This is a genomic window from Kosakonia sp. H7A (assembly GCF_003028445.1).
In the GTDB taxonomy this organism is placed as follows: Bacteria; Pseudomonadota; Gammaproteobacteria; order Enterobacterales; family Enterobacteriaceae; genus Kosakonia; species Kosakonia radicincitans.
The window spans coordinates 1,618,269-1,637,416 of the sequence record NZ_PYTZ01000001.1; the positions used below are offsets into that span (position 1 = coordinate 1,618,269).

Annotated in this window: 22 protein-coding genes and 1 riboswitch; of the genes, 11 read left to right on the forward strand and 11 right to left on the reverse strand. The window is 55.5% G+C overall.

Features of this window, described 5'->3' with window-relative positions; translation table 11 throughout:
• Positions 1 to 18: 18 nt before the first annotated feature.
• The 5 genes from CWM66_RS07530 to CWM66_RS07550 form a co-directional block, all read right to left on the reverse strand.
• A complete protein-coding gene (locus tag CWM66_RS07530) occupies positions 19 to 798 on the reverse strand; it encodes a heme ABC transporter ATP-binding protein (protein ID WP_007373421.1) in 780 nt (259 codons plus the stop codon).
• On the reverse strand, positions 791 to 1,786 hold the full coding sequence (locus CWM66_RS07535) for an iron ABC transporter permease (protein WP_007373420.1): 996 nt from the start codon (positions 1,784 to 1,786) through the stop codon (positions 791 to 793). The genes CWM66_RS07530 and CWM66_RS07535 overlap by 8 nt, the downstream gene beginning before the upstream one ends.
• Positions 1,786 to 2,604: a hemin ABC transporter substrate-binding protein gene (locus tag CWM66_RS07540; protein WP_107146426.1), complete on the reverse strand. Its 819-nt coding sequence runs from the start codon at positions 2,602 to 2,604 to the stop codon at positions 1,786 to 1,788. The genes CWM66_RS07535 and CWM66_RS07540 overlap by 1 nt, the downstream gene beginning before the upstream one ends.
• Positions 2,601 to 3,653 carry a hemin-degrading factor gene (locus CWM66_RS07545; RefSeq protein WP_107146427.1) on the reverse strand — a complete coding sequence of 351 codons (1,053 nt, stop codon included), beginning with the start codon at positions 3,651 to 3,653 and terminating at the stop codon, positions 2,601 to 2,603. The genes CWM66_RS07540 and CWM66_RS07545 overlap by 4 nt, the downstream gene beginning before the upstream one ends.
• A 75-nt stretch (positions 3,654 to 3,728) precedes the next feature.
• Positions 3,729 to 6,101 carry a TonB-dependent receptor domain-containing protein gene (locus tag CWM66_RS07550; protein ID WP_107146428.1) on the reverse strand — a complete coding sequence of 791 codons (2,373 nt, stop codon included), beginning with the start codon at positions 6,099 to 6,101 and terminating at the stop codon, positions 3,729 to 3,731.
• A gap of 228 nt (positions 6,102 to 6,329) precedes the next feature.
• Between CWM66_RS07550 and CWM66_RS07555 the strand changes: the two genes are divergently transcribed.
• Positions 6,330 to 6,614 (forward strand): SelT/SelW/SelH family protein, encoded by a 285-nt coding sequence (locus CWM66_RS07555; protein WP_007373416.1) that lies wholly within the window; start codon positions 6,330 to 6,332, stop codon positions 6,612 to 6,614.
• A 424-nt stretch (positions 6,615 to 7,038) separates the two neighbouring features.
• Here CWM66_RS07555 and CWM66_RS07560 read toward each other — a convergent pair whose 3' ends face one another.
• The 3 genes from CWM66_RS07560 to mntP all read right to left on the reverse strand — a co-directional run bounded on the left by CWM66_RS07560 (position 7,039) and on the right by mntP (position 8,744).
• A complete protein-coding gene (locus CWM66_RS07560) occupies positions 7,039 to 7,377 on the reverse strand; it encodes a hypothetical protein (protein ID WP_107146429.1) in 339 nt (112 codons plus the stop codon).
• Between the two features lie 240 nt (positions 7,378 to 7,617).
• Positions 7,618 to 7,995: a fluoride efflux transporter CrcB gene (gene crcB / locus CWM66_RS07565; protein WP_007373413.1), complete on the reverse strand. Its 378-nt coding sequence runs from the start codon at positions 7,993 to 7,995 to the stop codon at positions 7,618 to 7,620.
• 79 nt (positions 7,996 to 8,074) lie between these two features.
• Positions 8,075 to 8,144: riboswitch (Fluoride riboswitch) on the reverse strand.
• A gap of 30 nt (positions 8,145 to 8,174) precedes the next feature.
• On the reverse strand, positions 8,175 to 8,744 hold the full coding sequence (mntP, locus tag CWM66_RS07570; RefSeq protein ID WP_035887205.1) for a manganese efflux pump MntP: 570 nt from the start codon (positions 8,742 to 8,744) through the stop codon (positions 8,175 to 8,177).
• Positions 8,745 to 8,968: 224 nt separating this feature from the next.
• On the opposite strand from mntP, the gene zinT reads away from it, so the two are divergent.
• Positions 8,969 to 9,613, forward strand: a complete 645-nt coding sequence (gene zinT, locus CWM66_RS07575) for a metal-binding protein ZinT (RefSeq protein ID WP_071920297.1) — start codon at positions 8,969 to 8,971, stop codon at positions 9,611 to 9,613.
• Between the two features lie 23 nt (positions 9,614 to 9,636).
• Here zinT and CWM66_RS07580 read toward each other — a convergent pair whose 3' ends face one another.
• Positions 9,637 to 10,557: an aromatic alcohol reductase gene (locus tag CWM66_RS07580; RefSeq protein ID WP_107146430.1), complete on the reverse strand. Its 921-nt coding sequence runs from the start codon at positions 10,555 to 10,557 to the stop codon at positions 9,637 to 9,639.
• 140 nt (positions 10,558 to 10,697) lie between these two features.
• On the opposite strand from CWM66_RS07580, the gene CWM66_RS07585 reads away from it, so the two are divergent.
• Positions 10,698 to 11,591, forward strand: coding sequence for a LysR family transcriptional regulator (locus CWM66_RS07585; protein WP_107146431.1), 894 nt, complete (start codon positions 10,698 to 10,700; stop codon positions 11,589 to 11,591).
• A 25-nt stretch (positions 11,592 to 11,616) separates the two neighbouring features.
• On the opposite strand, the gene CWM66_RS07590 is transcribed toward CWM66_RS07585, so the two are convergent.
• The gene (locus CWM66_RS07590) at positions 11,617 to 12,258 is read right to left on the reverse strand and encodes an HD domain-containing protein (RefSeq protein WP_107146432.1); all 642 of its coding nucleotides are present in this window, start codon (positions 12,256 to 12,258) and stop codon (positions 11,617 to 11,619) included.
• A 117-nt stretch (positions 12,259 to 12,375) separates the two neighbouring features.
• Between CWM66_RS07590 and CWM66_RS07595 the strand changes: the two genes are divergently transcribed.
• From CWM66_RS07595 to CWM66_RS07620, 6 genes are all read left to right on the forward strand, one after another.
• Positions 12,376 to 13,338, forward strand: a complete 963-nt coding sequence (locus CWM66_RS07595; RefSeq protein WP_007373407.1) for a GlxA family transcriptional regulator — start codon at positions 12,376 to 12,378, stop codon at positions 13,336 to 13,338.
• A 122-nt stretch (positions 13,339 to 13,460) separates the two neighbouring features.
• Positions 13,461 to 14,276: an SDR family oxidoreductase gene (locus tag CWM66_RS07600; protein WP_072438107.1), complete on the forward strand. Its 816-nt coding sequence runs from the start codon at positions 13,461 to 13,463 to the stop codon at positions 14,274 to 14,276.
• Positions 14,277 to 14,302: 26 nt separating this feature from the next.
• A complete protein-coding gene (locus CWM66_RS07605; RefSeq protein WP_107146433.1) occupies positions 14,303 to 15,064 on the forward strand; it encodes an SDR family oxidoreductase in 762 nt (253 codons plus the stop codon).
• A gap of 42 nt (positions 15,065 to 15,106) precedes the next feature.
• Positions 15,107 to 16,309, forward strand: coding sequence for an MFS transporter (locus tag CWM66_RS07610; RefSeq protein WP_090397497.1), 1,203 nt, complete (start codon positions 15,107 to 15,109; stop codon positions 16,307 to 16,309).
• A 9-nt stretch (positions 16,310 to 16,318) separates the two neighbouring features.
• Positions 16,319 to 17,254: a GlxA family transcriptional regulator gene (locus tag CWM66_RS07615; RefSeq protein ID WP_007373403.1), complete on the forward strand. Its 936-nt coding sequence runs from the start codon at positions 16,319 to 16,321 to the stop codon at positions 17,252 to 17,254.
• A 109-nt stretch (positions 17,255 to 17,363) separates the two neighbouring features.
• A complete protein-coding gene (locus CWM66_RS07620; RefSeq protein ID WP_007373402.1) occupies positions 17,364 to 17,654 on the forward strand; it encodes a putative quinol monooxygenase in 291 nt (96 codons plus the stop codon).
• 38 nt (positions 17,655 to 17,692) lie between these two features.
• On the opposite strand, the gene CWM66_RS07625 is transcribed toward CWM66_RS07620, so the two are convergent.
• Complete coding sequence (locus CWM66_RS07625) at positions 17,693 to 18,328, reverse strand: TetR/AcrR family transcriptional regulator (RefSeq protein ID WP_035887192.1); 636 nt, start codon at positions 18,326 to 18,328, stop codon at positions 17,693 to 17,695.
• 250 nt (positions 18,329 to 18,578) lie between these two features.
• On the opposite strand from CWM66_RS07625, the gene bhsA reads away from it, so the two are divergent.
• Together bhsA and CWM66_RS07635 are read left to right on the forward strand one after the other, a co-directional pair.
• Positions 18,579 to 18,836 (forward strand): multiple stress resistance protein BhsA, encoded by a 258-nt coding sequence (gene bhsA, locus CWM66_RS07630; protein ID WP_007373400.1) that lies wholly within the window; start codon positions 18,579 to 18,581, stop codon positions 18,834 to 18,836.
• Positions 18,837 to 18,925: 89 nt separating this feature from the next.
• Entirely contained in the window at positions 18,926 to 19,135 is a 210-nt protein-coding gene (locus tag CWM66_RS07635; RefSeq protein WP_007373399.1) for a DUF1471 domain-containing protein, read from the forward strand.
• Positions 19,136 to 19,148 lie beyond the last annotated feature (13 nt).

A 19,148-nucleotide genomic window follows, 5' to 3' on the forward strand; every position in this document is an offset into this window, starting at 1 on the left:
GGCACGCCGCCGGGCGGTTTATGCGCAGAGGAAAACGTGCGGCGCATCGCCGCCTGGATGCGCACTCACCTGCACATCGGCACCGTACCACTGCGCAATCACCGGCGTCTGGATCACCTGCTGCGGCGAACCCTGCGCCACCAGCCTTCCCTTATGCAACAGCAGAATACGATCGGCCCACAGTGCCGCCAGATTCAGATCGTGCAGCACCACGCAGACATGTAATTTGCCGCTGGCGATGAGCTTTTTCAGCAGCCGCAGCAACTGTTGCTGGTGGTAAAGATCCAGCGCCGATGTGGGTTCGTCGAGAAACAGCCAGCCTTCCGGCGCGCTGTCGCGCCACAGTTGCGCCAGGCAGCGCGCCAGTTGCACGCGCTGTTGCTCGCCGCCGGAGAGCGTGGCATAGCGCCGATGCGCAAGCTCATCGCAGCCAGTCAGCGTCAACACTTCACGCACAACGTCGGCTTCGCGCTGCGATCCCCACGGCGCGCGCCCCATCGCAACAATCGCCGCCACTGGCCAGTCAAACCGCAACTGCGTTTGTTGCAGCATCACCGCCCGACGGCGGGAGAGCGTCTCTGCCGGCCACTGAGCCAGTGCGCGCCCGGCCAGTTGACACGTACCCGCATCGGCGGGCAGATAACCGGTCAGCAACCGCAGCAGCGTTGATTTTCCCGCGCCATTCGGGCCAATCAGCGCCACCAGTTCACCGCCGTTCAGCGTTAACGACACATCATCAATCACCCAGCGCTGCCCGCGTTGCAGGCGCAAATGCGCGGCGGTTAAGGTGTTATCCATGCGCGGCTCCTCGTTGTCGAAAAATCAGCCATAAAAACCACGGTGCGCCGAGCAGGCTGGTAATCAGCCCTACCGGCATCTCCGCCGGTGCCACCAGCGTACGGGCGGCGGTATCGGCAATCAGCAGCAGTATCGCCCCGGCTAGCAGAGAACCGGGCACCAGCGCACGATGATCCGGCCCCAGCCACATGCGCATCAGGTGCGGCACCACCAGGCCGAGAAAACCGATGATCCCGCTGATGGCGACCGATGCTGCCACCAGCAGCGCGCTGCACAGCAGCATCACCCGTTGCAGCGCCGGAACGTTGACGCCGAGATAGTGCGCCTCTTCATCGCCCAGTTGCAGCAGATTGAGCTGACGGGCAACGCGCCACACCACCAGCGATGACGGCACAATCAGCGTGGCGGCGATGGTAAACGTAGACCACTGCGCCTGGCCAAGGCTGCCCATTCCCCACTGCGAAAGCTGGCGAAGCTGAGCGTCATTACTCAGCCAGGAGAGCACCCCGACAGCCGCGCCGCACAGGGCGTTAATGGCGATGCCGACCAGCAGCAAGCGCGACAGCGTGTTGTCGCGAGCTTTGCTGAGCAGGAAGATCACCACCATCACCGCCAGGCTACCGATAAAGGCCGCCACCATCGGTGCGTAGAGCGCCACCAGCGCAGGCACCGGCAGCGGCAATACCAGCCAGCAGGCCACCGCCAGCGCGCTGCCGCTGCTGATCCCCAGCAAACCAGGGTCGGCGAGCGGGTTGCGAAACAATCCCTGCATCACGCAGCCGGAGAGCGCCAGCGCCGCGCCGACCACCAGCGCCAACAGCACGCGCGGCAGGCGAATGGTCAGCCAGATTTGGCGCAGACCTTCGTCGCCCGCCTGCCACAAACTGGTGAGCGGCAGATGCATGGCACCCTGCGTGCTCGCCAGAAACGTCAACCCGAGCAGCAGCAACAGCATTCCCCACAGCGCGCGAATAACAGCGCGGCTCATCAGGGTAATTGCTCCGCTTTTTTACGCAGATCCCGCAGCGCCTGCGGCGTGCGCAGACCAAAGCCGAGCAGCGCCATATCATCGACAATCAGCAACTGTTTATGCCGTCCGGCGGGCGTCTGCGCCAGGCCTGGCAACTTCCACAGGTTCGCTTCGCCGCCCATGCTTTTCACGCCATCGGCGGAGATGACAATCAGATCCGGCTGACTCGCTATCACCCCTTCCTGCGAAAGAGCGCGATAGTGGGCAAAGCCTTGCATCGCATTCTGTAAACCCGCCGCGCGGATCGCGCCGTCTGCCGCCGTCTCCTGCCCGGCAACCATCGTGCCCATCCCGCCGTGGCTTAACAGAAACAGCACCCGCTTATTGAGCGCCGTTTTCGGTAGCGCGGCGATTTGCGCCGCCACTTTTTGCCGCAACTGTTCGCCTTCGGCAGTTTTACCGAGCGCGGCGGCAATCACCGCCACTTTGTTATCAATGGCTGCAGGTGTATATCCGCCCGGAACCGGGATCACTTTGACGTTGTTCCCGGCGACGTTTTGCAACACCGTCGACGGCTGCGCCTGTTCGCTGGCCAGCACGATGGTCGGGCGCAGCGACAGGATGCCTTCGGCGTTGAGCTGGCGGACATAACCAACATCCGGCAGTTTGCTCACCTCCGGCGGCCAAGTGCTGGTGGTGTCGCGCCCCACCAGCTGCGACTGTGCGCCCAGCCCGTAGACGATTTCGGTGACATCACCGCCGAGCGTCACCACTCTTTCCGCAGCGGCACTCGCCATCAGCGGCAGCGCCGCCAGCAGCATCAGTAATTTTTTCATGCGGTTTGTCCTTCGTTGCACAACGCATCAATTTGCCTGCGCCACTGGCTCTGTTCCGGCTGCCCTTCGCTACGCTGGCCGTAAAGCTGCGCGATTTGCGTACCATCGGCAGCGAACAGTTCAAGGCTGGTGACATGCCCCTCGGCGGTTGGTTTACGGGTGACCCAGCTTTCGGCGATCCCTCTCTCAAGCAGGTGCAGCGTGAAGTGTTCGTTGAAGATGTTGATCCAGCCTTTCATCGGCGTCAGCGTCTCCAGCGCGCCGGTGAAGATCTGCACACAGCCGCGGTTGCCGACGAAGATCATGATTTCATTGCCTTGCTGTAACACCGTCTCCAGCAGGCGCGGCAGTGCGTCGTTGCTGACCTGGCAGGCCAGATCGTCTCCCACCAGGCGAAACGCCTGCTGGCGCGAGAGGTTATGTTTTTTCAGCAGGCCGAAGAACTGATGGACATCGGTCATCGCCCGCCATGCCTGATCCAGCGCGACGCCATCGGCGCTTTCAGCGTGCGGTTCGGCAACCGCTTTGCTAATTGCTAACGGCAGATCGGCCTGCGCCGTGAAACGGGTCACCACCTCGTTCCACGCCGCCATATCGGTCTGTTCGCTGGCGTAGACTTTCAGCACCGCATCGCCCTGCTGGTCGAAGAACTGAATGCTTTGATGTTCGCCGCGCGGGCTTTGCTCACGCAGGCTAAAGGCGCTGGCCCACTGATTAATAAACAGGCGCAGATCGAGCGCGCGCGGGTTGAGCACCAGCCCGGCGTGTTCGCCGATATGCAGGTTGGTGAAACGGCCCATCTGTTCATGCACCGCATACTCGTTGCGGCAGATGCATTTGGTGTCACCGACGAGTTCCAGCGCGGCGAGAAGCCCGCGCATATCGTCGTTCAGGCGCACGGCATCATGCCCGACGCGTGATTGGGTTAATTCGGCTTCACTGATCGCCATGCCGGTGGCGATATCGCGGGCATACTTAGCAGGTTCCTGCGATTTAATTGTCTGATATTGCTGCCAAATTGCGAGAAAATCGTTTGACGAAACAGGCATAGCATTCGCTTCCTTTATCATGTTAAAAACCCCGGCAGCGATACCGGGGGATGAAGACCTGGACCGCATGCGCGATCAGAAATCGACGTTGACGCCCAGTTGCCAGGTACGGCCCGGCATGACGGCCAGCGCTTTGTCGTAGGCATCCTGATTGGTGGACTCTTCGAGGGTGCGGCTGCTCAGGTAGTCCCAGTATTTGCGGTCGGTAATGTTGTAAACGCCGCCGTTGATCTTCACGTGTTTCGCCACTCGCCAGTAGGCCGTCCAGTCCAGCAGGCCGTAACCCGGCACGCGCATATACTCGGTGCTGGAGTCATTAATCGCGGAGCCGGTATTGGTGTAAGACTCGCGGCTGGTGGCGGTGGCGCGTTTACCTTTCACAAAGGTGGCTGTCAGCGCAGTACCGTAGCGTTTCGCCGGATCGTCCCAGGCGACACCCACGATCGCTTTCATCGGCGCGACGCTGTCGAGATCGATGTATTTGTCGCCCATATAGCTGGATTTCGATTTCCCTTCGGTGTAACCGTAAGCCAGCGTGGCGCTCAGACCATCGACCTGCTCAAACCAGGTGCCAAAGTTAAATTTCGCGCTGATTTCGCCGCCGTAGATAAAGGCTTTATCACGGTTTTCCGCCTGATAAGTGGTGTAGATGTTCGACGGAACGTTGGTGAATTTATCCGGGTTATTGGCACGCGTATAACGGGTATATGCGATAAAGTTTTTGTAGCTGTTGTAGAACAGCGCGGTATGCAGCGTAACGCCTTCGGTGACCTCCCCTTTCATGCCCCATTCAACGTTATTGCTGGTTTCGGTTTTCAGATCAGTGTTGCCGATCAGCGCATACTGCTGGCGACCCGCATAGCTGGAACCCAGGTTCCAGGAGCCGTAAAGCTGGCTGGCATTCGGGAACTCGGCACCGCGTTTGTATTGCAGGTAGGTCATCAGGCGCGGCGTAATGTCGTACTGGAAGGTTAACGACGGCAACAGTTGGGTGTCGGAATTTTTCCCGTACAGGGTGGAGACTTCGGACTCATCCAGCGCGGTGCTGTTGGTCGTCAGACTGGAGAGGTTATCCGGTTTCATTGATTGATGAACAACGCGTGCGCCAGGAATGATGGCGAAATGGTGGCCATCTGCATCGAAGTTAATCTGATCCTGCACGAATGCGCCCAGCGTGTAACTTTTGCTGTCCGCTTCCGGCTGCATGATTTCGCTGTAGATACTCGGCACCGGCGACTGGTTAAACGGACGCTTGGTTTTGGTGGTGCTGGCGTTGAAACCGGCGCTCAGATCGTGGCGGCCAAGGGTTTTCGCCAGCACATTCTGTATGCCCCAGGTATCGGTATCGTAATTGGAGTACACCGTTTCCATGGTGGCGGTGGTGCTGTCCGGCATGTAAGTGCGGTCATGCGCTTCGGTGTGCTGGTAATAAACTTTGCTGGACATGCTGTCCAGCCAGTCGTTCATTGGCGTCCAGTCATCTTTCAGGCTGACGCCCCAGCGGCGGGTCTGGCTGGTTTGCTGTGCGTCGCCGAGGATGGTGCTGCCGCTGCTGTTCCATGAGTCGTAATGGGTGTGATTGGTTTTGTGGTAGTAATCCAGCGTACCGGTCAGTTTATGCTCATCGTTTGGCTGCCAGATACCGGAGGCCATCACCGCATCGGAGTGCCAGTTCGCCGGGTACGCATCAATGGAGCCGCTGTTGTTGCGGGTTTGCTGACCATCGCGGCGGCTATAAACAAAGATACCGCGCAGGGTTTCATCCCCTGCCGCGCCGGTCACGCCGTTGTGCCAGCTACGATCGGCGGAGTCATAATCGCTCTGGTAACCAAAGTAGCTGTTTTTACCCGGGTGCAGATAATCGTCCGGTGATTTCGGGCGGAAGGAGACGTTGCCGCCAATCGAGGTGTTTGCTTGATCGGTGGGCGTCGCGCCGGACTGAATATCCACATTGCCGTACATGTACGGATCGATATAGTCACGGCCAATGCCGAAGGTGTTCAGGCCCGCGCGGCTGACGTAGCTACGGCCGGTTGCATCCGGCTGCGGAATGCCATCAACATCAATTCCCACGCGGTTACTTTCCAGGCCGCGAATGTTGTAACCGGTGTAACCACCACGGTCAAAACCACTTTTGCCGTTACCAGAACCGCCGCTTGCGCCGGTCGCGCTAATCAGCGGCTCGTAACGCATGATAGAGCCGAAATCTTTCGCGCCTTTGTTTTGTAAATCCTGTGCGCTAACGGAATGGCTACTTCCTGCTTTCAGCACCGGTGCAGGCGCCGTAACGACCATCTGTTCGGCCGTATCCTGTTTCGCATTCGTTGCGGTAGTCGTCGAGGTATCGGTATCCGCTGCCAGCGCGGTGTTCTGATACAGGGCTGCGAGTAATGAAGTCACCACCACGCGCTTCCTGAAGCGACGCGGAGAAAGTTGCGATTTACACATAATATTTTGTAAGCCTTAGAATTTATTAGTATCAGGCTCACGTCTTACTTCCAGTCGTTCCACGAAACGAGAATACGTCAGGACAAAAATGCAGGTTATCGTTATGTTATGAGTCCAGATAGTAATGATAATGATTATCACTTGCAATGAATTCATAAACTACTCACCTTTGTGTCCGCACTTTGCATACACTTTGCTCTCTGATTCGCCTTTTGGAGGGACGAGAAAATGAACAAACCGGCGATTACTTTACATTATTGCTCGCAGTGTAACTGGATGCTGCGCGCCAGCTGGATGGCGCAAGAACTGCTACATACGTTCAGTACCGATCTCGGATCGGTGCGTCTGATCCCCGGCACAGGCGGAATTTTTGTGATTGATATCGATGGCACAGTCATCTGGGATCGTAAGCAGGAAGGCGGTTTTCCCGATGCTGCAGAGTTAAAACGCCGCGTGCGCGACTACTGCTTCCCGGAAAAACCGCTCGGGCACGTAGAGAAAAAAAGCGATTAAGCGTCAAGCTGCGCAGGCAGTCATTGATGATGCGCATTGCGACCAATAAAAAGTTTTAGCAGGTAAAAAAAAGCCGCCCGCAAGGGGCGGCTGCAAATGCGACACCAGGGTTTCAAACGTCAGAATGGATGAAATATGTTCAGATTATCAATAATTTCAATGTGTTAACGATGAAAATATTCATTCACAAAGATCTTTTATTTTCATTACAAATCCCTGTTTTACAGGGATATTCTGATCATCGTTTTACAATTTGTTAGCACGCTCATTGTTAGTAACGAAGATGCACTTGCATGCCTTCAGACACAGAGCGGATTTCCTGTGTCTGAGGGTTCTTTTTTCGGGTTTTTCATTCAATTACGGGCAGTACATTGAGCGTTCGCTGCACTGCCAGTAAATTTATTTTTACATTCAGTAATGGAAGTTATTGAGTGCTATTTTCGGCAGGTGGTTTGCGATTCGCCATAATTGAAATAAAATATTTTTGATACGGCGAAAACTCAAAATTAATCGTGTCAGTCGCATCAAAATTAATAATTTTCACATACGTATAGCGCTCAATCATTTCATGGCCAGAAGTGTCACCTCTGAAAAAATCGTGCATTCCGTAACTCTCTTGCTCTTTGCCCATCAACCACTCCAGACTCACATGTGAATGGCGAAAAACCTGGCCTGCAAACCGTTCTGGCTTACCGTTTCCCGGCAAGCCAAATAAAACAAAAAAATCAAAAATATAATATTTTCTGCTATCAGATTTTTCCACCAACTGATATTGCTAAAGCGCTTATTCTTAATAATTATTACGGGCTATATCGTGCATGTCCGTTGCGTCAATGTTCCTAATTCTGCTTATTTAGTGGCATTAGTCAATACTCACTCATAGCGCCATTAAAAAAATAGGAAAAAACATCTTCGCAAGATTAAAATAAAAATGTTGCCAATAGTCCTGGTATTTTTACGGTTAAAGAGAGGGGAAGATATTTACCTTCCCCTGCATACAGTCTCAATACAGTGCGTTAATCAGCGTAAAACCCAGCGCCGTCATCAGCAACGAGCCCAGTACGTGCACCAGCACGGAGGTCATTGCCCACAGATAATTTCCCGTTTGCAACTGCGCGAAAATCTCCAGCGAGAAGGTTGAAAAAGTTGTCATGCCGCCGCACAGGCCCGTGGTGATCAGCAATCGCCAGGTGGGATCGAGATGCGGCTGGCGCGTAAAGAACGCCAGCGCGCCACCAATGATCATGCCACCCAGCAGGTTAACCAGCAGCGTACCCGGCGGCAGATTGGGAAAAAGCGCATTTAAACGTAGAGAGAGCAGCCAGCGGATAACGCAGCCTGCGGAACCACCCACAATGACGGCAAATAAAGACTTCAGCATGTTTTTCCTCATCAATACATCACGTTGAGGCATGCGGGAGGGACATAAAGAAAAACGCCCGACATGCCTCCATTTAAGAGTCATATCAGGCGTCATCAGCTTCTCCAGGAAGCGGTTGGGTAAGGTGGAACGCCATCACCTTCTGGCGCATTGTTAATGATTTTGCCCCTGCAGGCAAGTTACAGTAAGCCTAAGTGCTCAACCAGAATTAAACTGCCGATACCCATCAGCACCACGCCGCCGAGCACTTCCGCCCATTTGCCGATCGCCGCGCCAAGAAAACGCCCCAGCAGCATACCCGTAGTCGCCATAATCGTTGTCGCAAGGCCAATCATCAGCGCAGTCACCACGATATTCACGTTGAGAAACGCCAACCCGACACCCACGGCCATCGCATCCAGACTGGTGGCAATGGCGGTGGTCACCAGCAGCCAAAAACCGTGACGGCGCGGGGCTTCAACGTTTTCGTCAGGCGATTTACTCAACCCCTCTTTCACCATCCGCGCGCCAAGCGCCAGCAGCAGCACAAAGGCGATCCAGTGATCCCAGTGCATGATGTACTGACTGGCGGCCAGCCCCGCAGCCCAGCCAATTACCGGCGTGATAGCCTCAATGACGCCGAAGATCAACCCTGTTCTCAGCGCTTCGCGAACGGGCGGACGTTGTAACACCGCGCCCTTGCCAATGGCAGCAGCGAAGGAATCCATCGACATCCCAAAGGCCAGAATAATCATTGCATAGAAACTCATTGCTCACCCTTTAAAACCGCCTCAACAGAGGGGAAAAACACTGCGCTGCGAAAAGAGCGGCAATGGTGCCACAGCAACGACAAAAAGGCAAAAATTACTTATTTATCATCAACATATAGATGATGCTATGTTTTATAACCGAAGCTATGTTGCACACATTGATGATTTCTAATATTGTTATATTATAACATTTCATTACATAACAAATCATCAGGGAGCGCAGTATGATCATGAAGAAATCCGCCTTTGTTCTGGGTATGGGCGTATTACTGGGTAGTACACAGAGCATGGCTCACGATCATCACCACGGAAAGCCGCTGACAGAGGTGGAACGCAAAGCCAGCGAAGGCATTATCGACGATAAAGATGTCAAGGATCGGTCACTGTCCGACTGGGACGGGATCTGGCAATCGCTGAACCCATATCTGCTGAATGGCGATCTCGATCCGGTGCTGGAGAAAAAAGCGCAGCACGGCGACAAAACGGTGGAGGAGTACCGCGCTTACTACAAAAAAGGCTATGCGACCAACATCGATACCATCGGCATTGAAAATAACGTGATTGAGTTTCACACCGGCAAAACGGTCACCCGCTGCCGCTATGACTACGCCGGTTATAAAATTCTGACCTACACCTCCGGCAAGAAAGGCGTGCGCTATCTGTTTGAATGTAATGACGCGCAGTCAAAAGCACCGAAATTTGTGCAGTTCAGCGACCACATTATTGCGCCGCGCCAGTCGCTGCATTTCCATATTTTTATGGGCAACGAATCCCAGCAAGCGCTGCTGAAAGAGATGGATAACTGGCCGACCTTCTATCCGTACAATTTGAACAAAGCGCAGATCGTAGACGAAATGCTGCACCATTGATGCCTGCGGGTGATTCAGCCTGTTTACGCCAGATGTGCCTGCAACCAGCCTTTAACGTCCTGCGTCGCTATCTGATGCCGGGCGTTCCAGGTCTGCTCCATCGGCCACCAGACCCCTTCGCCGCGGGCGAAAGCGGTGCGATAGCGGCACATTTGATCCTCCGGTTGCAGGCGCAATGCATCCGCTAACGCGGGCAGCGTATAAACGCCTCTTTTAAATGCCTGCCCGGTTACGGCTTCAACGGTATCCGCAAGCGTGGCATACGAGAGCGTTTCCCCGGCAATCAGCACCACCTCATTCATAATGCGCGGTTGATGCAGATAGATAGCGGTAGTCAGCCGACCAATATCGGCAGGCGAAGTCACCGTCACCCGCGTCTCCCACCCGCCCAGCGCATTTATCGTTTTTTGCTCCAGATTCACCACATCGAATGCTGGTTCAAACAGGAAACTGGTAAACATACCGGTCGACACGATCACCCATTCGGTGCCGGTTTGCGCCCGCAACAGTTCCCGGACATCATACTGCTCGTCCCACACCGGCTGGCCGCTGCCTTTTCCCACCACGTCGTAATCCACACCAAACTGCCATGGAAAATAGCGGCGTACACCTGCAGCCAGCACTGCACGGGTGATTTTAAGCTGCGTACCCGTTCCGGCGACAAAGCCCATGCAATTGATCACCGTATCAAACTGCGCCAGCAGCGGGATGAGCGAGTCAACCGTGCTGGTCGCAATATCGACAGCGATAAATCTCGCACCGCGATCCACCCATTTTTGGTGTGCCGCCGATCGCAAATAGCCACATTCATCCCACGCGCCTGGCGAAACCACAACCGTAACTGTGCCCTGCGCCTGCGTCACGGCAGGTACCAGCATGTTCAGCACCGCCGCGCCGAGTTGTCCCGCCCCAAGCACCAATACGTTTTCGTTCTGTATAGCCATTTCACGTCCTCATTCAATCAGATGGCAGTTTTACTGCACTGCGAAAAGATTACGGCGAAGGCGTGATTTCGATAAGGTACAAAATTCAGGTTAGACTGTTCGTTAAAATGGGATAATCGAAAAAAAGCGGAGGGGGAAAAGTGGATAAACTGGAATCGATGCGCGTCTATGTGCAGGTGGTGGAAACGCGCAGTTTTGCCCGCACTGCAGAAGCACTCGGCCTGCCGCGCTCCACCGTCTCACGGGTAATTAAAGAGCTGGAAAACGGGCTGGGCTTGCAGCTTTTACAGCGCACCACACGCAAACTCAGCGTGACGGCGGAAGGAAACCGCTACTACGAGGCGAGCAAAAGGATACTGGATGATATCACTGCGCTGGAGTCCTCTTTCCCCGGCACTCACGGCCAGCCCGCGGGTCGCCTGAAAATCGGCATGCCGCAATCGCTGGCGCGACACTGCATTCTGCCCCGGCTGGGTGAATTTTTGCACCGCTACCCGCAACTGGCGGTGACGCTGTGCTCCAGCGATAACGTGGAGGATGTGATCCAGGAAGGGTACGACTGCGTGATTCGTACCGGCAGAGTGGAGGATTCCACCACGCTGGTGGCACGCTCACTGGCGAAGTTTAGCTGGGTGGTGCTGGCTTCCCCGCAGTACATCGCGCAGTATGGCAATCCCGCTGATTTACAGGCGTTACGCCAGCATAAAGCCGTGGGTTATCTGAATCACCGTACCGGGCGCACCACCGACTGGCTGCTGAGCCACGCAGGCGACGATCATGAAATTCGCCTCAGCGAGACGCTGATCGTTGACGATACGGATGCCTATATTCAGGCCGGGATACAAGGGTTGGGGCTGATTCGCGTCGCCAGTTATCTGGCGCAACCCTGGCTGGCAAGCGGAGCGCTGGTGCGCTGTATGGAGAACTACACCTTTGACTTGCCCCTGTCACTGGTTTACCCGCAAAGCCGCTATTTACCCCCCTCAGTGCGGGCATTTTATGACTGGAGCAAAGCGGTGCTCAATCAGCAATAAACCGGGCAATCGCCCGGCGGTTCACTCAGCCTTTCCACGGCGACTTGCGGATGATGCGACAGAAGTTCAGCGGCGCAAAGTGCGGATCTTTATCGGCTAACACATCGGCTTTAACGTTGCCAAACGTGGTCGCAGGCCGGTGTTTAATGCCGTCATAAAAGGCCTGGATGATCTCCTCTTTAAAACGGGCCGGGCGTGGATATTGACCAACCACGGCTTCACGTTCCGCCTCGTCAAAACCGTTATAGCCAATGCCCAGCACATCCATTTCCACACCTGCGGTGACCAGCGCAATTTCCGGCGCCATAAATTCCGGAATACCCGGCGTGGTGTGCAGTGCAATGGCCGTCCACACCTTGTCCATATCCTGTTGCGTCACGCCATAGTGCTGCATAAATTCGCGCGCCGCATTGGCTCCGTCCACCTCGAAACGCTTATCACAACTGCAATGTTCGTGGGTTAACCCCATGTCGTGAAACATACAACCGACATAGAGTAATTCGTGGTCAACCTTGATATCGCGCTGCCTGCCCGCTAATGCCGCCCAGTAGTAAACGCGGCTGGAGTGGTTAAACAGCAGGTCTGATTCAGTATCGCGAACCAGGGCGGTGGCGTCGCGCGCCATCTGGCTATCAGGGATGCGAATACCTTGTACGTTGAAGCTCATGTTTTCTCTCCGGCTGGAATGTGTGTGGGTCATTCTAGAAGAGAAAAGTTGTGTCTATAACAGCTCAAAACAGGCAATATCGGACATAACGTTATCCGCAGACTCCAGAGGTGAAAGATGCTGCATACCATCGTCATACTGGCTGTTCCTGGCGTGCAATTGCTGGATGTTGCCGGGCCTTTTGATGCGTTTGCCGAAGCCAACCGCCTGCTGCATCGCCAGGTTTACCAGCCGGTATTGATGTCGCTGGAAGGAAAGCACCTTCACTCCTCTTCCGGCGTGGCGCTTAATGCAAATGCCAGGCTTACTGATTTTTCACCGCCAGAGAATGTTTCCTTCCTGATTGCTGGTGCGCCGGACATCGACGCGCGTGCGCTGACGGAACGGCAAATCGCCGCCGTTACTGCCCTTTGCCGCCAGAGCGTGCGCTATGGCTCGGTCTGTACCGGCGCGCTGCTGCTGGCGCAAACCGGGCTGCTGCATCAGCGCCAGGTGGCCACGCACTGGTCGGTCGCGGAGCAACTCGCCAGGCGCTATCCGGATATCGCGGTTGATGCGGATGCGTTGTACGTCGCGGACGGGCCGGTCAGAACGGCGGCGGGCGTCACCTCCGGCATGGATCTGGCGCTGCGTTTTATCGAAGAAGATCTCGGTCGCGACGTCGCCCAGGATGTGGCGGCCAATCTGGTGATGTTTTTTCGTCGTCCCGCCGGGCAGGGGCATTTTGTGCGTAAGCAGCAGATCTCCGTTGGCGGGCGTTCGGCGTTGCAGGACTTACAGCGCTGGGCATTGCAGCACCTGGCGCAGGTAAAAAATGTCACGCAGATGGCGGAGCATATTCATCTCAGCGAGCGCCACCTCAATCGCCTGTTTCAGCAGGAGATGGCAAAGAGCACCGGCGAGTGGCTGGAAGAAGCGCGGATTGCGCAAGCACGGGAACTGCTGGCCAGCGGCCTGGCGATTAAAACGGTTGCCGCACGCTGCGGCTACAGCAGCGGTGATGTCCTGCGCCGGGCATTTATTAAAGTCACCGGTTTAACTCCCACGGTGTACCGCAAAATCTATGGCAGCCGCCTGTAGCGAAACGCGTTTGCAGGCCAGATTGCAAATGTCCTGAATTAGCACCATCAACGTCATTTAAGACATCCCTGACTCACTTATGATGCTTCCATCGCATCCATTGTTGAACCAGGGAGTCTGCTATGAACATCGCTACACAACATCACAAAGGCACTGCCGTTATTACCGGCGCATCGACCGGTATCGGCGCGATTTACGCCAACCGCCTGGCCCGTATGGGTTACGACCTGATTATCGTTGCCCGCAATCATAACCGCCTGAACCAGATGGCCAGCCACATTACCGCAGATACGTCGCGTAACGTGGAAGCGATCGCCGCCGACCTTAACGATCCGCAACAACTCCGTGCGCTGGAAGCCAGACTGCGCGAAGACGCCAGCATCACCCTGCTGGTCAACAACGCGGGCGTCGGCACGCATACGCCGCTGCTGGGAAGCGAAATCGATCGCATGGAAGCGATGATTAACCTGAATGTCACCGCCCTCACCCGCCTCACTTACGCGGTAGTGCCCGGCTTCGTTGCCCGTGGCACAGGCGCAGTTATCAACATTTCGTCCATCGTCGCCATCGCCCCCGAAGTGCTGAACGGCGTATACGGCGGGACAAAAGCCTTTGTGCTGGCGTTTAGTCAGTCACTGCATCACGAACTGGCCGATAAAGGCATTCAGGTGCAGGCCGTACTGCCTGGCGCAACGGCAACACCATTCTGGGACAACGGCGGCCTGCCGCTGGAACAGCTCGACAAAGCCATTGTCATGAGCGCTACGGACATGGTGGATGCGGCGCTGGTGGGCTTTCTGCAGGGCGAGCTGGTGACCATTCCTTCCCTGCATAACGACGCCGACTGGCAGGCACTGGAACAGCATCGCCGGGCGCTGATGCCGCAACTCTCCACAAACGTACCGGCAGAGCGCTACCGCGCAACCGTCACCCACTAACCGTTAACAGAACAAAGGATGAGATCATGAAACTGACAGGCAATACGATTTTTATTACCGGCGGCACCTCTGGTATTGGCCGTGCGATGGCTGAAAAATTCCACCAGCTTGGCAATCAGGTGATCATTTCCGGACGGCGCCAGGCGCTACTGGATAGCGTCACTGCCGCTAATCCCGGCATGGGCGCAGTCGTGCTGGATGTAACCCGCGCGGACAGTATCAACGCCGCAGCCAAAGAGGTGTTATTACGCTATCCGGCGCTGAACGTGGTGATCAACAACGCAGGTATTATGCCGTTTGATAACGCCGCCGGTGAGCTGGATGACGAAATGGCAGTCACACTGCTTAACACGAATCTGCTGGGGCCAGTACGCGTCAGCGCCGCGTTTATCGAACATCTGAAAAAGCAGCCGGATGCGGTGCTGATCAATAACAGTTCGATTCTGGCGTTTCTGCCGCTCGCGGCGAATGCACTCTACTCGGCAACGAAGGCGGCTATTCACTCCTACACCCTGTCGCAGCGTTTCCTGCTGCGCGACAGTAGCGTCAAAGTGATTGAAATTTCGCCACCGTGGGTAGATACCGACCTGATTTATAAAAGCGGCGATCCGCGCGCGATGCCGTTGCAGGACTTTATTCAGCAGACCTTCGACAAACTGGGTACCGATTCCATTGAAGCGATTGTGGACAGCGTACTGCCCGCGCGCGACAACCCCGGCGCGAATGAGCATGTGATGGTTAACGCGTTCAACCAGTCCCTCGTCGATAACCCCATTCCTGTTGCATAAACGATGACGGGGCAGCCCGCTGCCCCTTTGCTGGAGTTGATAATGCAGAACCCAATCCCCCCCTCGCAAAGACGCGCCCTGTGGGCGCTGAGCCTGGCCTATTTTGTTCAGGCGACGGGCGCACTGTCGGTTGCCGGCAGCCTGGCCGCTGTCTCCCATGAATGGGGATTAAGTGACGGGCAAAGCGCCCGCCTGCTCTCCATTTTTGGTTTAACCTTCGCGCTGGCCGCTCCGCTGGCGCAGATCTTTTTCGGTCACCTGATGCGTAAATATCAGGTACTGGCCGGGATGCTGGTATTTGGCCTCGGCGCACTTCTCTTTGCGATGGCAGCAGATTACCCGATGCTGATCGCTTCGCGCATTGTGATGGGGCTTGGCGCTTCGCTGATTGGCCCGGTACTGGTGGCGCTCGGCGCGGAGTTAGTGGCGCAGCACGATCGCGGCAGTGCTATCGCCATGATATTGCTTGGTGTCTCGATGGCGAGCATGGTGGGGATCCCGCTGGCCGCCTGGATTGCTACGACATGGGGGGCACGTGAACTGTTTGCGCTGGTCGCCTTGTTCAGCCTGTTTACGGCGCTGGCGGTGTGGTTAAGCGTGCCAAACATCGTTAAAGGCGCGGATATCCACTTTCGCCAGTTGGTCGCTGTGCTGGCAGAGGGTAAATCGTTGGCGGCGTTCCTGGTGGTATTTTTTATCACCTCCGGCGTCTACGACATGTACGCGTTTATCTCTCCGCTGATCCGCGATAACTGGCACGGCACAGCCACCAGCGTTTCTGTTGCCTTAGCGGTGATTGGCGTCGCCGGGATTTTTGGTAACCTGTTTGTTGGCCGCGCAGCGCGTCGCTACAGCGCCGAGCGTTTACTGGTGGTAGGCATCACACTGCTGATTGTGGATATGCTGGCGATGATGATCCTGCCCGCAAAACTGATGCTGCTTTATCTGCTGCTGATACTGTGGGCTTTCTCTACGGATCTGCTATGGCCGTCCCAGCAGCGGCGAGTGGTGGAAATCGCCACGGCCGAAACGCGCGGGATTTCGCTGGCGTTAACCAGCGCCTTTATGTTCTGTGGGATTGGTTTTGGCTCGGCCGTCGCATCGTGGATCTATCCGCTGTGGGGTTTTTATGGTGTGATGCTCAGCGCTGTTCTGTTCTTATTACTGGCGTTAATCAGCCTGCTGATTTCGGAGCGATTACGCGTTCGCTGCCCGACACTCCAGCCCGCCAGCCTGCGATCTTAGGGAGTCGCGATGCATAAAATTGGCTTAATCATTGCCGACCATTTCCAGATGCTGGCGATCTCCACGCTGACCGTGTTTGAGTTTGCCAACATGGCCACCGGCAAAGCCTTTTACCAGCCGGTGGTCTACTCCGAATTTGGCGGCACGGTACGCTCATCATCAGGTATTGGCGTGGATTCGCTGCCGCTTTCGGATGATACGCAGGTGGATAGCTGGCTGGTAGCGGGCGTACTGACACCGGTTGAAGAACCGGCATCAGCTGGCATCGTCCATTTTCTGCAAACCACGGCGCTCCAGGCACGCCGCATTGCGGGGGTCTGCACCGGCGCCTTTGTGCTGGCGCAGGCCGGATTACTGGATAAAAAACGCGCGACCACGCACTGGGCGCACGCCCGCAGTTTGTTGCAGTTGCATCCCGACATTCAACTTGAAGATGATCGCATTTTTATCATTGATGATCGGGTCTGGACCTCCGCAGGCATGACCGCCGGGCTGGATATGGCGCTCGGCATGGTGGAAAAAGATCTGGGTGCGGAGATCGCCCGCGCAGTGGCGCACAATCTGGTGATGAACCAGCGGCGCTCCGGCGGGCAAACGCAGCATTCGGAGATGCTGGCGCTGGCACCGCGCTCCGATCGTCTGCAAAGCGCGCTCGAATATGCCCGCAGTAATCTGAGTAAAGCGCTGACGGTGGAACTGCTGGCCGATGCCGTCCATCTGAGCGCCCGCCAGCTTAGTCGCCTGTTTCGCCAGGAGACGGGGAAATCGCCGGCCAAGGCGATTGAGGGATTACGTCTGGAAGCTGCGCGGCTGATGATTGAGCAAAGCCGTTTATCGCTGGATGCCATCGCCCGCGAATCCGGTTTTCGCGATCGCCGCCATATGCGGGAAGTCTTTATTCGCGGCTATGGCATTCCGCCGCAGTCGTTGCGTACCGGGCGCTGAGCCCTATTTTCTCTTTGCGCATGAAAGTGCTGTCGCCCGAAAGGGGATTATTTGTTCGCACAGGCGGCGTAGACTGAGCACAGTTTTATACGCTTAAAGGAGCAGAAAAATGCAGGAAAAAATCACTATTGTCGCCACCATTACCGCCCATGCAGGCGCCCGTGACAAAGTAGCTCAGGCGCTGAAAACCGTGGAACGGGACGTTCAGGGCGAGCCGGGATGTGAGCAGTACCAGTTGCATGTCAACAGCAAAAACGATCATCAGTTCGTGATGATTGAGCGCTGGCAATCGGCGCAAATGCTGGCGCAGCATGAACAGGCCGCGCCGTTCAAAGCGCTGGTCAGCGCCATTGACGGCTTAGCCGATTTACAGGTCACGACGCTGACCGCCGTCGCCTGACGACCAAACCCAGGCATTCTGGCCTGGGTTTCTTGTCTTCACGCTTTCACCAGCTCCGGCCATAAGCGCAGTGTGGTGTCGATAATCTCCATCAGCTTTTCCCGCGTCGCGCCTTCCCGCGCGCTGACCGCCATCCCCTGCACAATGCACATTAAAAAATGCGCAATCACCGGCAGATCGCTGTGTGGCGGGATCTCACCGCGCAACTGGCGCTGCTGCAAAAATGTCAGCAGGGTCTGTTCCTGCGAAGCATGCTTTTCCCGGATCGTCTCGACGATAGGCGCAGCCGACGATGACACCGTGGCAGAGGTGTTGATCAAAAAGCAGCCCGCTGGCGTGTCGCTTTGGGTAAAACAGCCGACTACTGCGGTGAAATAATCCCGCAACGCCTGGGTTACGCTCTTCTCATCACAAAACAGCGTCGCCTGGTGTTTCGCAATAAAGCGCGCCATGTAGCGGTCGAGAACCGCCATGAATAACCCTTCTTTATTGGTGAACTCCGCATACAGCGTTGGCGCTTTCGCGCCGGTGGCTTCCGCCAGCTCGGCCAGCGATGTGGCTTCATAGCCATGCTGCCAGAACAGCATCATCGCTTTGTCCATCATCTCCGCTCTGTCGAAGACTTTTGGTCGTCCACGACTTTTTTTCGTACAGCATGTGACATCGGTTGTCATGGTTCCTCCCTTGTCCACATGGATTTAATTACTAATCATTATAAAAACATTACAAGGGCGATGACCAGCGAAGATTTTTAAAAAAATTTCACCACTCAATACATTGAATAACAAAACATTTATATTTATTTTAATGATCACTATAAAAATAGTATTGACGAGTGATGCAGATCACACTTATGATTTACCTATCGATCGTTAAGTTAATACTTACGACGCCCAAACAAACCATTTTAGAAAGGTAAATCACATGAAAAGCATTCAGTCCCTGATCGCCGTTGCAGTTCTTAGCTCCCTCTCTTTCGCCAGCATGGCTGCGGTAGAAGTTCAGTCTTCTCCGGCCGACCAGCAGAAAGTGGGCGTGATTTCCGCCAATGCCGGTACCAACCTCTCTTCGCTGGAAAGTGAACTGGCGCAGAAAGCCGATGAAATGGGTGCGAAATCGTTCCGTATCACCTCAGTGACCGGCCCGAACACCCTGCACGGCACCGCGGTTATTTACAAATAAGACGTTGGCGGGCTTACCCGCCGCAACAGAAGATTTTTAGATTCGGGCAATAACGCCCAACACGAATGAGAAATTTAAGGAATAACACCATGAAAACTTTCAATACTATCGCTATCGCTGCTGCTCTTTCTGCTCTCTCTTTTGGCGCTTTCGCACAGACCGTTACGGCTACCGGCCGCACGCTGGATGATGCAGAATCCGTGATTGCCGCCCAGGCGCAGAAAGAAGGTGCGTCTTACAAAATTATTGAAGCCAATACTAATAACAACGTACACATGACAGCCGAACTGACCAAATAAGTTTGTTGCGATA

Bases quoted from the DNA above. Each gene is read 5' to 3' on its own strand.
- CWM66_RS07635 (WP_007373399.1), top strand. From the start codon at position 18,926: ATGAAAACTTTCAATACTATCGCTATCGCTGCTGCTCTTTCTGCTCTC.
- CWM66_RS07530 (WP_007373421.1), bottom strand. From the start codon at position 798: ATGGATAACACCTTAACCGCCGCGCATTTGCGCCTGCAACGCGGGCAG.
- CWM66_RS07535 (WP_007373420.1), bottom strand. From the start codon at position 1,786: ATGAGCCGCGCTGTTATTCGCGCGCTGTGGGGAATGCTGTTGCTGCTG.
- CWM66_RS07615 (WP_007373403.1), top strand. From the start codon at position 16,319: ATGCATAAAATTGGCTTAATCATTGCCGACCATTTCCAGATGCTGGCG.
- bhsA (WP_007373400.1), top strand. From the start codon at position 18,579: ATGAAAAGCATTCAGTCCCTGATCGCCGTTGCAGTTCTTAGCTCCCTC.
- zinT (WP_071920297.1), top strand. From the start codon at position 8,969: ATGATCATGAAGAAATCCGCCTTTGTTCTGGGTATGGGCGTATTACTG.
- CWM66_RS07625 (WP_035887192.1), bottom strand. From the start codon at position 18,328: ATGACAACCGATGTCACATGCTGTACGAAAAAAAGTCGTGGACGACCA.
- CWM66_RS07605 (WP_107146433.1), top strand. From the start codon at position 14,303: ATGAAACTGACAGGCAATACGATTTTTATTACCGGCGGCACCTCTGGT.
- crcB (WP_007373413.1), bottom strand. From the start codon at position 7,995: ATGCTGAAGTCTTTATTTGCCGTCATTGTGGGTGGTTCCGCAGGCTGC.
- CWM66_RS07610 (WP_090397497.1), top strand. From the start codon at position 15,107: ATGCAGAACCCAATCCCCCCCTCGCAAAGACGCGCCCTGTGGGCGCTG.
- CWM66_RS07555 (WP_007373416.1), top strand. From the start codon at position 6,330: ATGAACAAACCGGCGATTACTTTACATTATTGCTCGCAGTGTAACTGG.
- mntP (WP_035887205.1), bottom strand. From the start codon at position 8,744: ATGAGTTTCTATGCAATGATTATTCTGGCCTTTGGGATGTCGATGGAT.
- CWM66_RS07600 (WP_072438107.1), top strand. From the start codon at position 13,461: ATGAACATCGCTACACAACATCACAAAGGCACTGCCGTTATTACCGGC.
- CWM66_RS07580 (WP_107146430.1), bottom strand. From the start codon at position 10,557: ATGGCTATACAGAACGAAAACGTATTGGTGCTTGGGGCGGGACAACTC.
- CWM66_RS07590 (WP_107146432.1), bottom strand. From the start codon at position 12,258: ATGAGCTTCAACGTACAAGGTATTCGCATCCCTGATAGCCAGATGGCG.
- CWM66_RS07550 (WP_107146428.1), bottom strand. From the start codon at position 6,101: ATGTGTAAATCGCAACTTTCTCCGCGTCGCTTCAGGAAGCGCGTGGTG.
- CWM66_RS07545 (WP_107146427.1), bottom strand. From the start codon at position 3,653: ATGCCTGTTTCGTCAAACGATTTTCTCGCAATTTGGCAGCAATATCAG.
- CWM66_RS07540 (WP_107146426.1), bottom strand. From the start codon at position 2,604: ATGAAAAAATTACTGATGCTGCTGGCGGCGCTGCCGCTGATGGCGAGT.
- CWM66_RS07595 (WP_007373407.1), top strand. From the start codon at position 12,376: ATGCTGCATACCATCGTCATACTGGCTGTTCCTGGCGTGCAATTGCTG.
- CWM66_RS07620 (WP_007373402.1), top strand. From the start codon at position 17,364: ATGCAGGAAAAAATCACTATTGTCGCCACCATTACCGCCCATGCAGGC.